The sequence below is a fragment of the Paracoccus aestuarii genome (assembly GCF_028553885.1).
Classification (GTDB): Bacteria; Pseudomonadota; Alphaproteobacteria; order Rhodobacterales; family Rhodobacteraceae; genus Paracoccus; species Paracoccus aestuarii.
On the sequence record NZ_CP067169.1, the window covers coordinates 98,042 to 109,463 of the forward strand.

The window sequence follows — 11,422 nt, forward strand, 5'->3', positions numbered from 1 at the left end:
CGGGGATCACTCCGCGCCCATCGCATTGGGCAGGCTGTGGATCAGCGCGGGCGCCTGATCCAGCGCGGCCAAGGCCTGGGCCGAGGCAATGGCTGGGGCCGATCCCGCGCGGAAGCGCAGCATCCGTCGACCGCCCGACAGGGTGGTGACCGTCCAGCCCAGCAACTCCCCCTGGGGTCCGGCCATCGCGCCGCTGGCCGCGGGCGCATCCGTCGCCGTCAGCGCGTCGCGCAGGGCCTGGAAGCCCGGTCCCGCGGGGGATGCGGCCTGCCATCCGGCCACGGCATCGGCCAGGTTTGCCGGGGGCGCGCCCCACAGGCTGCGATAGGCCTGGTTCGACAGGACCAGCTGGCCGGTGTTGGAAAACACCGCCAGCGCGTCGTCCAGCCCGTCCAGCACATGCGCCCCCAGCAGCAGTTCGGCCCGGAACTTGCGCGTCAGCGACATCTCGGAGGTGATGTTCTCGAAGAGGAACGCCACGGCCCCGTCGGGATGCGGGCGGCCGGTGACGCGATAGGTCTGGCCGCCGGGCAGGGACCATGTCTCGACATGGTGGCCGGTGGCGGCGGCGCTTTCCAGATTGGCCATATGCTGGCGCCAGCTGCGGTAATCCTTGGGTTCGGGCACCATGCGGCGTTCGCGCAGCTGGTCCAGGAAATCGAAGAGCGACGGCCGCGCGGTCAGGAACCCCGTGGGCAGCCGCGTCAGGTCGATCAGCGCCGGGTTGAAGAGCTGCAGGTTCCGCCCCTGGTCAAAGATCGCCAGCCCGATCGGCAGGTCGGCGAAGGTCTTGGTCAGGGTCTGCACGAAATCGCGCAGGCTGCGTTCGGCGCGCACCGCCGCATCGGCGGGCAGGGCGAACATCATCACCTGATCGCCCATCTGATGGGCGTGGCAGTCATACCAGGACACGATGCCCTGATCCTCGATCGCGGTGCGGCGGCCGCGGATATTGCCGTTCGTGCCTGGTCGCGGCGCATCCATCAGCCGCGGCAAGGGCCAGCCGATGGCGCCGTCGGCCCGTGCCTCGGCCCGGCGCAGATAGGCAGCATTGGCCCAGGTCACCCGGTCATCCGCATCCAGGCGCCAAACCAGCATCGGGGTCTGGTCCAAGGCGCCGCGCAGCAGCTGCAATTCCTCCTCCATCGCCTGCAGGGTCATGCTGTCGACCACGATGCCGGCATGATCGGCGCCCGGATCGGTCAGGGTCACGCGCCACAGCCGGTCGCCCAGATCCTCGGCCACCAGGCGCAGGGTGGCGCTGCCGGTGCCATGTTCGCCGATCAGTTCGACCCGGCCAAGGCGCGCCAGCATGGCCAGCCGGTCGGGCGCGTCGGGAAAGCGCGGCCCGATCCAGCGCATCAGCCGCGTCCAGTCGTCATCCGGCGCGCCGATCCGGTCCAGCAACGCGCGGGCGGGCGGCGTGGCATCGACCAGCCGCGAGGCCCGGAACAGAAAGACCATGGGCTGGATCTTGCCCTCCAGCCCCGCGGCGGCGCCGGTGCCGTGGGGGCCGGGGCGCCACGCATCCCACAGCCGGATCGCCGCGACCGCCAGAATGACCGAGGCCGTCCCGCACAGGACCGCCGTCACAACCAATGCCACACCCTGAATATCCACCGAGTCGTCCCCGTTCAGTTCACTCGCACGATACCCGCCGCAGGCTTAACAGGTGGTTAACGCATTCAGGCATCGATGGTGGGGTTATGCGCCAAGGCGGCGCGGTCATGGGCGCGAATGCGGTCCAGGGGCCAGCGCACCGACACCACCGCCCCCGGCCCGCCATTGGCGAAGGTCAGCCGCGCGCCCGACCGCTCCAGCAGGGTCTTGGCGATGAAGAGGCCGAGGCCCATTCCCTCGTAGCTGCCGCGCTGCGCATCGGCGCGCCGCGTTAGATAGGGGTCGCCGATCCGCGACAGCAGCGCCACCGGATAGCCCGGCCCGTCGTCGCGCACCGTCACCACCAGCGCGCCCGCGGTCACCTGCGCCTCGATCACCACGCGGCTGGCGGCGAAATCGACGGCGTTCTGGATCAGGTTGCGCAGCGCGTGGATGATGCCCGGATCGCGGCGGATGACGGGGCCGTCGCCCAGGATCTCGACCACGGGGCCGCGATCGGCATGGGGGCTGGCGGCATCCTCCAGCACGGCGCGCAGGGGGGCCGCACGCATGTGCAGATCGTCCTTGCCCGCGCGCCCCATGCTGCGCAGGATCGCGGCGCAGCGATCGGCGCTGTCGCGCAGGGCATCGGCATCGGCCTGCAGGTCGGGGCGGTCGCGCAACTCGTCCGCCAGCTCGCCCGCGATCAGCTTGATGGTGGCCAGGGGGGTGCCCATCTCATGCGCGGCGGCGGCGACGACGCCGCCCAGATGCTGCAGCCGCTGTTCGCGGGCCAAGGCCATCTGCGTGGCAAAGAGCGCCCCCGACGTGTCCGACAGCTCGCCCGTGACCCGATGGGCATAGCCCGCGAAGAACACCACCCCGATCACCAGCGCGACCCAATGGGCCAAGGCCAGGATCGGCTCCATCCGCAGGATCTCTCCGCCCGGGTCGCGCAGCGGCACGCCGAAGACCGCCGCGACCGAGATCAGCGCCACCGTCGCCAGCCCCAAGGCCAGCACCTGCCGCGCGTTCAGCGAGGCGGCGGCGATGGTCACCGGGGCCAGAACCAGCAGCGCGAAGGGATTGGCCATCCCCCCCGTCAGCGCCATCAGGGTCGAGATCTGGACCAGGTCGAAGGACAGTTGCAGCACCGCGCGCTTGGGCGAGGTGCGCTTGGGCGGGCGCAGGAACAGCCACAGGTTCATCGTGACCGAGGCCGCCACCAGCAGCAGGACCGGCAGCTTGGGAAAGCCGATGCCCATGGTCCAGGCCACGATCACCGCCGCCATCTGGCCGCCGATCGCGAACCAGCGCAGCAGGACCAGCGTGCGCATGCGGATCGGTTCGGCCTTGGGCGTGTCCAGCAGGTCGATCTGGAAGGCCGCGTCATCGGGCTGGGCGGATGCGGTCATCGGGTCCCCCGGCTGCGACATTGCCCGGACTTGATACCCGCCCGGGGATGGGCGATCAATGCGCACATTTGACACGCGAAGGAGGTCCGCGATGGCTGACCGGAAAATCCTGCTGATTGGCACGGCCGCCGCGATCGGCGTCCTGGCGGGCGGCGCCCTGTTTCTGACCATGCGCGGCGGCGACGACCGTTTCGCGCAATGCTCCAGCAGCGCGGTGGCGGGGGGCATGGACGCCTTCGGGACGGATTTTACCCTGACGCGCGACGACGGCCGGCGCGTGACCTCGGCCGAGGTCTTCGACAAGCCGTCGCTGCTGTATTTCGGATATACCTTCTGCCCCGATGTCTGCCCGCTGGACGCCGCCCGCAATGCCGAGGCCGAGGCCTTGGTCCAGGAGGCCGGCCATGACGTGCAGACGGTTTTCGTCACCGTCGATCCGCGCCGCGACACGCCCGAGGTTCTGGCCGATTACACCTCACTCTTTTCCGACACGATGATCGGGCTGACCGGAACGGACGAGGAAATCGCCGCCGTCAATCGCGGCTGGCGCAATTACTACAAGGCCCATGACGAAGAGGATCAGGAATACTATTTGGTCGATCATATGACCAATACCTATCTGGTCATGCCCGGCGGAAAAACCGTCGAGTTCTTTTCGCGCGAGGCCGATCCCGAACGCATGGCCGAAACCGTCGCCTGCTATGCCGAAGCCGCATAAGGCAGTTTGTCGCATGGGGTTTGACCGAAAGCGCGTCAGGACCCATCTGCAAACGAAACATTCCGAAAGGGCCCCCTATGGACGAGATGAACCTGCAGATCGGCCCTGACGCCTCGCTGCTGTTGGTCGATGACGACGAGATCTTTGTCACCCGCCTGGCCAGGGCCATGGAAAAGCGCGGTTTTCAGCCCGAGACCTCGCTGAGCGTGGCAGGCGCCATGCGGCTGATCGAGCGCCGTGCGCCCGCCTATGCCGTGGTCGATCTGCGGCTGGAGGACGGCAACGGGCTGGATGTGGTCGAGGCGCTGCGCGACAAGCGCGCCGATGCGCGCATCATCGTGCTGACCGGATATGGCGCCATCGCGACGGCCGTGGCTGCGGTGAAAATGGGCGCGACCGATTACCTGGCAAAACCCGCCGATGCGAATGACGTGACCTCGGCGCTGTTATCCAGCGGTGAATTGCTGCCGCCCCCGCCGGAAAACCCGATGTCGGCGGATCGGGTCCGGTGGGAACATATCCAGCGCGTCTATGAACAATGCGATCGCAATGTCAGTGAAACTGCAAGGCGATTGCATATGCACCGGCGCACGCTTCAGCGTATTCTCGCCAAACGGGGGCCGCGGTAATCCTGTTCTTTGCGGCATATTGATTGCCGCCTTATTCGGTGTATATTGGTTTTAATAAACCCATATAAAACGGAATACCGGATAAAATGAGCATCGATTTCGACAGCATGTCCCTGAAGGAAATGCGCGACCTGCGGACGAAACTGGATCGCGCGATCAATTCCTATGAGGACCGCAAGCGCCGCGAGGCCCTGAACGCGATCGAGGAAGCGGCCCGCGAACATGGCTTCAACCTGGCCGAGCTGACCGGCGCCAAGCCGCGCCGCGCGGGCTCGGTGGCGCCCAAATACGCCAATCCCGAGGATCCGACCATGACCTGGACCGGCCGCGGCCGCAAACCGCGTTGGGTCGTGGAAAGCCTGGATGCCGGCAAGGATCTGGAAGACCTCAAGATCTGATCGCGTCGATCAGCCCCATCAGTTCGGCGTGGCGGTCCAGATAGGCCCGCCGCGTCTCGGACGGGGGGCGCAGCGCGATGGTCAGCCCCGCCAGCGCGTCGTCATCGGGCAGGGGAAACAGGCGCACCGCCTCGGATGGCGCGAATCCCGCGATGGTCACCGCCTCCAGCCGGGCCGAGATCCGGTCCGCCGCCTTGATGCGCCGCTTGACCGCCATGGGCAGGGTCGCGGGCAGGCCGAAGCGCCGGTGAATCGCCGATGTCAGCCTTTCGTCCATCGCCCCGTATTCCGCCCCGAGCGCGGCCTTCACCGGCGAGATCATGTCCCCGATGACATATTCCGGCGCGTCATGCAGCAGCGCCGCCAGCCGCCAGCGCGGCTCCGCATCGGGATTGTCGCGGGCGAAGATCTGTTCCACCAGCAGCGAATGTTCCGCCACCGAATAAGGCCAGTCGCCCCGCGTCTGGCCGTTCCAGCGCGCGACGAAGGCCAGACCATGGGCGATGTCGCCGATCTCGATATCGACGGGGGTCGGGTCCAGCAGGTCCAGGCGGCGGCCCGACAGCATCCGCTGCCATGCGCGGGGGCGACGGGCCGCCATGGCGCGATCAGGACGGGGTCTGGTCGGCGGGGACCTGATTCTGCGCCTGCGCCCGGCGCGCCAGTTCCTGGCGATAGAGCGCCACGAAATCCACCGGATCCATGTTGAAGGCCGGGAAGCCGCCGTCGCGCGTCATATCCGAGATGATCCGGCGCACGAAGGGGAACATCATCCGCGGGCATTCGATCATCAGGAAGGCATGCAGCTGATCCTGCGGCACGCCGTCGATCTGGAAGACCCCGCCGTAATCCAGCTCGGCCAAAAACAGCGTCGCGCCGTCGGCCTTGTTGGTCGAGGTGACGCGGTATTTCGAGATCACCTCGAACTGTGTCTCGGTGCCACGCTTGCGGGCGTCCAGGCTGACCTGAACGGTGATCTCGGGCTGGACCTCGCCCTGGGGGGCGCCCTTCTGGGCGACGGCGTTTTCAAAGGACAGGTCGCGGATGAACTGGGCCAGGACCTGCATCCGGGGCTGGACGGGCTGGGCGGCCTGACCGTTGGTCGCACCATTCTGGGTGCCGTTCGGGGTGCCGTTCTGCGGGGTGTCTTCAGCCATGATCCTACCTCTTGGTCTTTCGTGTTCGCCCGCTTGATAGCAGGCCCGTCAATGCCGGGTCCAGCCCGACCCTTTCGTGCCGCGGGGCGGGCGGGGCGTCTCGTCGATCTCGGGGGCAGGTCGACGGGGGGCGGGGGCGCGGGCTCGTCGACGACGTAATCGCCGTCGATCACCCCGTCGCCATAGGGCGGGCGATGCGGATCGCGCCGCGGGCCCACCCGCGTCACGGTGACGCGCTTGGCCACCTGACGCATCACCGCGTCGCGGATCCTCGGCACCAGCAGCGCCAGCCCCACCGCATCGGTGAAGAATCCCGGCGTCAGCAGCAGCATCCCGGCCACCAGGATCATGACCCCATGAGCCAGCGGGCGGGTGGGGTCGCGCATCTCGCCGAAACTGGTCTGGATCTCGCGCCAGGCGCGGTCCCCCTGGGCGCGCATCAGCGTTGTGCCGATGACCGCGGTCAGGATGACGATGGCCAGCGTCGGCCACAGCCCGATCAGACCGCCCACCTGGATGAACAGCGCGATCTCGACGATCGGCACCACCAGAAACAAGACCAACAGCCGCATGGCGAATTCCCCTTCCTGCCGGCGCTGAAACTGGACTTGCGCCGAGGCGTTCCCTACATACTGCAAAGACCGTCCGATACCAACGACCCGAATTGACCAGAGGTTGCCTGCATGTCCAACCCGCTTCTTCAGCTGATCGTCCTTGCGGGGATCGCGATTTTCCTCATCCTCAGGCTGAGGAACGTGCTGGGGACGCGTGACGGTTTCGAACCCGGCCCGGTCGACCAGCCCCAGCAGGCGCCCGCCCGCTTCGAGGTGATCGAGGGCCGCGCCGACGAGGTCGATCACGACATTCTGGACCATGCCGAGGAAGGCACCCCCGCCGCCGCCGCCTTGGCCGCGATGAAGCAGGTCGAGCCCGATTTCGGGGTCCGCGACTTTCTGGGCGGCGCGCGCCAGGCCTATGAGATGATCCTGATGGCCTTCGAGCATGGCGACCTGTCCGAGGTGCGGCCCTTTCTGGCCGATCCCGTGGCCGAGGCGCTGCAGGCGGTCATCGACCAGCGCGCCGCCAACAACCAGACGGTCGAGGCCCAGTATCTGGGCACCCGCGACACCTCGCTGGCGGCGGCGGAATTCGACCCTGTCTCGGGGCTGGCCGAGATCTCGGTCCGCTTCACGGGCGAGCTGATCGCCGCGACCCGCGACGCGGACGGCACCGTGATCGAGGGCGACCCCAAGGCGTCCCGCAAGCAGAAGGACCTGTGGACCTTCGCCCGCCACATGGGTCAGGACGACCCGAACTGGCAGCTCGTCGCGACCGGCTGATGCCGCGCCGGCGGGGGCTGACGCCCGAGGATCGCGACATCTGGTCCCGCGTGGCGCGCACCGCGCAGCCGCTGGACCCCAGGCAAAAGGGCAAGGCCGCCGATCTGGCGGCCTTTGCCGATGATGCCGGCACCACGCCCCCGTGGCCCCCAAGGCCAGCCCGGCCCCCGCGCCGCGCAACCCGCTGCCCGCCTTCCGCATCGGCCAGGCTGCGCCGCGCGGCGCCCCGGCCCTGCCGCGCCCCTCATCGCCCGCCGATGATCTGGCCCGTGCCGATCTGCGCATGGATGCCCGCACCCATCGCAAGATGAGCCAAGGAAAGCTGCGCCCCGAGGCGCGGCTGGACCTGCACGGCCTGACGCTGGCCGCCGCGCAGCCGCGCCTGCAGCATTTCGTGCTGTCCTGCCATGCATCGGGTCTGCGTCTGGTGCTGGTGATCACGGGCAAGGGGCGGGGCGATCACGGCCCGCTGCCGGTCCGTCCCGGCGCGCTGCGCCATCAGGTGCCCTATTGGCTGCACAGCGCGCCCCTGTCGGCGGTCGTCCAGCAGGTCAGCGCCGCCCATTTCCGCCACGGAGGCGAGGGCGCCTATTACGTCTATCTGCGCCGCTTCGCCTGACCGGGGTCAGAGGCGGACATTCGCCTTGGGCCCGGCGAACCACCAGATCACGAATCCCACCACCGGCAGGATCAGGATCAGCGCGATCCACAGCAGCTTGGACTGCATGGCGGCATTCGTGTTGATGATCTGGGCGATGGCCCAGACATTCAGAACGAAGACGATGATACTGAACAGCCATCCCATCGGACCGGTCCCCCTGATGTGTCAGCCCCCGAACCCCGCAACCGGGGCCGGGGTTCCGCCACGTCACAGCACGTAGCGCGACAGGTCCGTGGACCGCGACAGATCGCCCAGGTGCCGTTCGACGAAATCGGCATCCACGCTGACCGATTGACCGCTGCGGTCGGGGGCGTTGAAGGACAGCTCCTCGAAGACCCGCTCGATCACGGTATAGAGCCTGCGCGCGCCGATATTCTCGACGGATGCGTTGACCTCGGCCGCGATGCGCGCCAGCGCGGCGATGCCGTCTTCGGTGAAATCGACCGTCACGCCCTCGGTCTGCATCAGGGCGGTGTACTGCCGCGTCAGGGCATTGTCGGTCTCGGTCAGGATGCGGGTGAAATCCTCGACCGTCAGGGCGCGCAGCTCGACCCGGATCGGCAGGCGGCCCTGCAGTTCCGGCAGCAGGTCCGAGGGTTTCGCCACATGGAACGCGCCCGAGGCGATGAACAGGATGTGGTCGGTCTTGACCGCCCCGTATTTCGTGCCGACCGTCGTGCCCTCGATCAGCGGCAGCAGGTCGCGCTGGACCCCCTCGCGGCTGACATCGCCGCCGCGCGCGTCGCTGCGCGCGCAGACCTTGTCGATCTCGTCGATGAAGACGATGCCGTTCTGCTGGACATTCTCCAAGGCGGCGGCCTTGACGGCGTCATCATCCAGCAGCTTGTCGGCCTCCTCGGCGATCAGCAGCTCGTAGCTTTCCGCGACGGTGACCTTGCGGCGCACCCGGCGCCCGCCAAAGGCCTTCATCAGGCCCGACAGGTCCATCATGCCGCCCATGGACTGGCCCGGCTGGCCCGGCATTTCGATCCCGCCCAGAGGGTTGGAATTGTCCTGCACCTCGAGCTCGATCACCGTGTCGTCCAGCTCGCCGCGCTTCAGCTTGTCGCGGAACATCTGGCGGGTGCCGTCGCGGGCATCCTTGCCGGCCAAGGCCTCGACGACCCGCTCCTCGGCGGCCTTGTGGGCGCGGGCCTTGACCGCCTCGCGCATCCGCTCGCGCGTGTCGATCATCGCGGCATCCGCCAGATCGCGGATGATCTGTTCCACATCGCGACCGACATAGCCGACCTCGGTGAACTTGGTCGCCTCGACCTTGATGAAGGGCGCATTGGCCAGCTTGGCCAGGCGGCGGCTGATCTCGGTCTTGCCGACGCCGGTCGGGCCGATCATCAGGATGTTCTTGGGATAGACCTCGTCGCGCAGGTCGTCGCCCAGCTGCTTGCGCCGCCAGCGGTTGCGCAGGGCCACGGCCACGGCGCGCTTGGCGTCGCTCTGCCCGATGATGAAGCGGTCCAGCTCGGACACGATCTCGCGGGGGGTCAGATCACTCATGTCGTTCTCCACGGGGTCGGCGCATCTGCACCGCGCGCCCCTTCTTCGTTGCCCAAATACCCATCAACCGACGGTTTCGACGGTCAGACGCCCGTTGGTATAGACGCAGATATCCGCCGCGATCTGCATGGCCTGCCGGGCGATCGCCTCGGCATCCAGATCGGTCGACAGCAGGCCCCGCGCCGCGGCCAGCGCGAAATTGCCGCCGGATCCGATGGCCGCCACGTCATGCTCCGGCTCCAGCACGTCGCCCGCGCCGGTCACGACCAGCAGCTCGGTGCCGTCGGTCACGATCAGCATCGCCTCCAGGTTGCGCAGATACTTGTCCATGCGCCAATCCTTGGCCAGATCGACGCATGCGCGCTGCAACTGGCCGGGCGCGGCCTCCAGCTTCTTCTCCAGCCGCTCCAGCAGGGTGAAGGCATCGGCGGTCGATCCCGCAAAGCCCACCACCACGTCATGGCCGCCCGGCGACAGGCGGCGCACCTTGCGGGCTGTGCCCTTCATGACGGTCGGGCCCACGCTGACCTGGCCGTCGCCCGCCACGACGACCTTGCCGCCGCGGCGCACCGCCAGGATGGTGGTGCCGTGCCAGCCGGGAAATCTGTCATCTGCCATGGGGCGCTCCGTTCGTCATCCGTTGCGGGGCAGATATGGATGCCCCGCCCCGCTTGCAACCCGTTGAAAACCCCGCGCGCCCGCCCTAGCGTCCGGCCATGGCCCCGGACCTGATGCTGACCGTCTATCTGCACCCGCCGATCCTGCAGACCGCGCAGGCGGGCAGGCTGGGCATCCTGAACCGCATCCGCGCCCTGCTGGAGCCGCGCGGCTGGCAGATCGAGATCCGCCGCTCCGGCCCCCAGGCCCGGGCCGAGGCGCCGGGCCGGCCGGGCCATGCGCTTTTCAACATGGAGCGTCCGACCCATGACCGGGCGCTGACCTTCCGGTTGGCCTATCACTACCCCTATTGGCGGCTGGAGCGTCAGGCCGAACGCTGGCGCTGGTCCATCGCGCGCAGCGCCTTCGACCCCGCCCGGATCGAGGACGAGGCCGCCCGCCGTTTCGCCGCCCGGCTGCGCGCGCGGGTCCTGCCCGGGCCCGAACCGCGCCGGGGCGATCACGTGCTGATCCCGCTGCAGGGCCATATCCGCCGCCAGCGCAGCTTTCAGGCCGCAAGCCCGGTCCAGATGATCCGCCATGCCGCGGCGACGGGGCGGCCCTGCATCGCCACCCTGCACCCGCGCGAGGTTCTGGACGACCGCGACCGCCGCGCGCTGGACCGGCTGGTGCGCGACCATCCGAACCTGACCATCGGGGGCGACAGCGCGGCGCTTCTGCGCGACTGCGCCTTCGTGGTGACGCAGAACAGCTCGGTCGGGTTCGACGGGCTGATCCTGGGCAAGCCGGTGGTGCTGTTCGGCCAGTCGGATTACCACCACGTCACCCTGTCCGCCGCCGATCTGGGCGCCGAACGGGCGCTGGCCCTGGCCCCCGACCACGCCCCGCCGGTCGAGAAGTTCCTCGACTGGTTCCTGCGCCGCACCAGCCTGGACATGATGGCCCCCGATGCCGATGCGCGCCTGCTGGCGGCCATTAAAAAAGGCGGCTGGCCCGTCTGAGGGGCCGCCGCCTTTGCCGTCATCGCACAGGGATCAGACGGATTCGTCGATCCAGCTTTTCAGCGCCGCCTTGGGGGCCGCGCCCATGCGGTTCGACACGACCTCGCCGCCCTTGAACATGAACAGCGCGGGGATGCCGCGCACGCCCAGGGCCGCGGCCTGTTCGGGGTTCTCGTCGACATTGACCTTCACGATCTTGACGCGGCCGGCATATTCGTCCGACAGCTCCTCCAGCGCGGGGCCGATCTGCTTGCAGGGGCCGCACCATTCGGCCCAGAAATCGACGATGACGGGGGTGTCGGACTGACGCACTTCGGCGTCGAATTCGGCGTCGTTCACGTGCACGGTGGCCATGCTGAAGGCTCCTTCGG

The 11,422-nt window shown here is 68.3% G+C and carries 14 protein-coding genes and 1 pseudogene; 6 read left to right on the forward strand and 9 right to left on the reverse strand.

What is annotated here, in order from left to right; all coding sequences use genetic code 11:
• Window positions 1-6: 6 nt before the first annotated feature.
• On the reverse strand, window positions 7-1,620 hold the full coding sequence (locus JHW48_RS00500) for a PAS-domain containing protein (protein ID WP_240637854.1): 1,614 nt from the start codon (window positions 1,618-1,620) through the stop codon (window positions 7-9).
• Window positions 1,621-1,685: 65 nt separating this feature from the next.
• The gene (locus JHW48_RS00505) at window positions 1,686-3,014 is read right to left on the reverse strand and encodes an ActS/PrrB/RegB family redox-sensitive histidine kinase (RefSeq protein WP_119886364.1); all 1,329 of its coding nucleotides are present in this window, start codon (window positions 3,012-3,014) and stop codon (window positions 1,686-1,688) included.
• A gap of 91 nt (window positions 3,015-3,105) precedes the next feature.
• On the opposite strand from JHW48_RS00505, the gene JHW48_RS00510 reads away from it, so the two are divergent.
• From JHW48_RS00510 to JHW48_RS00520, 3 genes are all read left to right on the forward strand, one after another.
• The gene (locus JHW48_RS00510; RefSeq protein WP_119886358.1) at window positions 3,106-3,732 is read left to right on the forward strand and encodes an SCO family protein; all 627 of its coding nucleotides are present in this window, start codon (window positions 3,106-3,108) and stop codon (window positions 3,730-3,732) included.
• Window positions 3,733-3,809: 77 nt separating this feature from the next.
• A complete protein-coding gene (locus JHW48_RS00515) occupies window positions 3,810-4,361 on the forward strand; it encodes an ActR/PrrA/RegA family redox response regulator transcription factor (RefSeq protein WP_119886359.1) in 552 nt (183 codons plus the stop codon).
• Between the two features lie 86 nt (window positions 4,362-4,447).
• On the forward strand, window positions 4,448-4,759 hold the full coding sequence (locus JHW48_RS00520) for an H-NS histone family protein (protein ID WP_119886360.1): 312 nt from the start codon (window positions 4,448-4,450) through the stop codon (window positions 4,757-4,759).
• On the opposite strand, the gene JHW48_RS00525 is transcribed toward JHW48_RS00520, so the two are convergent.
• From JHW48_RS00525 to JHW48_RS00535, 3 genes and pseudogenes are all read right to left on the reverse strand, one after another.
• A complete protein-coding gene (locus JHW48_RS00525; RefSeq protein ID WP_119886361.1) occupies window positions 4,749-5,360 on the reverse strand; it encodes an HD domain-containing protein in 612 nt (203 codons plus the stop codon). The genes JHW48_RS00520 and JHW48_RS00525 overlap by 11 nt on opposite strands.
• Before the next feature lie 7 nt (window positions 5,361-5,367).
• Complete coding sequence (gene secB / locus JHW48_RS00530; protein WP_119886362.1) at window positions 5,368-5,916, reverse strand: protein-export chaperone SecB; 549 nt, start codon at window positions 5,914-5,916, stop codon at window positions 5,368-5,370.
• Window positions 5,917-6,209: 293 nt separating this feature from the next.
• A pseudogene (locus JHW48_RS00535) lies at window positions 6,210-6,488 on the reverse strand (FxsA family protein); the annotation flags it as partial.
• Window positions 6,489-6,599: 111 nt separating this feature from the next.
• On the opposite strand from JHW48_RS00535, the gene JHW48_RS00540 reads away from it, so the two are divergent.
• Together JHW48_RS00540 and JHW48_RS00545 are read left to right on the forward strand one after the other, a co-directional pair.
• On the forward strand, window positions 6,600-7,256 hold the full coding sequence (locus tag JHW48_RS00540; RefSeq protein WP_119887951.1) for a Tim44/TimA family putative adaptor protein: 657 nt from the start codon (window positions 6,600-6,602) through the stop codon (window positions 7,254-7,256).
• Window positions 7,257-7,398: 142 nt separating this feature from the next.
• Window positions 7,399-7,875 carry a Smr/MutS family protein gene (locus JHW48_RS00545; protein ID WP_272835677.1) on the forward strand — a complete coding sequence of 159 codons (477 nt, stop codon included), beginning with the start codon at window positions 7,399-7,401 and terminating at the stop codon, window positions 7,873-7,875.
• 6 nt (window positions 7,876-7,881) lie between these two features.
• Here the strand turns inward: JHW48_RS00545 and JHW48_RS00550 are convergent, their stop codons facing one another.
• The 3 genes from JHW48_RS00550 to hslV all read right to left on the reverse strand — a co-directional run bounded on the left by JHW48_RS00550 (window position 7,882) and on the right by hslV (window position 10,050).
• Window positions 7,882-8,061, reverse strand: coding sequence for a PLDc N-terminal domain-containing protein (locus JHW48_RS00550; RefSeq protein ID WP_119887584.1), 180 nt, complete (start codon window positions 8,059-8,061; stop codon window positions 7,882-7,884).
• Between the two features lie 63 nt (window positions 8,062-8,124).
• A complete protein-coding gene (hslU, locus tag JHW48_RS00555; RefSeq protein WP_119887586.1) occupies window positions 8,125-9,432 on the reverse strand; it encodes an ATP-dependent protease ATPase subunit HslU in 1,308 nt (435 codons plus the stop codon).
• A gap of 63 nt (window positions 9,433-9,495) precedes the next feature.
• On the reverse strand, window positions 9,496-10,050 hold the full coding sequence (gene hslV / locus JHW48_RS00560; protein ID WP_119887583.1) for an ATP-dependent protease subunit HslV: 555 nt from the start codon (window positions 10,048-10,050) through the stop codon (window positions 9,496-9,498).
• 98 nt (window positions 10,051-10,148) lie between these two features.
• On the opposite strand from hslV, the gene JHW48_RS00565 reads away from it, so the two are divergent.
• Window positions 10,149-11,051 carry a capsular polysaccharide export protein, LipB/KpsS family gene (locus JHW48_RS00565; RefSeq protein WP_119887582.1) on the forward strand — a complete coding sequence of 301 codons (903 nt, stop codon included), beginning with the start codon at window positions 10,149-10,151 and terminating at the stop codon, window positions 11,049-11,051.
• Window positions 11,052-11,084: 33 nt separating this feature from the next.
• Here the strand turns inward: JHW48_RS00565 and trxA are convergent, their stop codons facing one another.
• Entirely contained in the window at window positions 11,085-11,405 is a 321-nt protein-coding gene (gene trxA / locus JHW48_RS00570) for a thioredoxin (RefSeq protein ID WP_119887581.1), read from the reverse strand.
• Window positions 11,406-11,422: the final 17 nt, after the last annotated feature.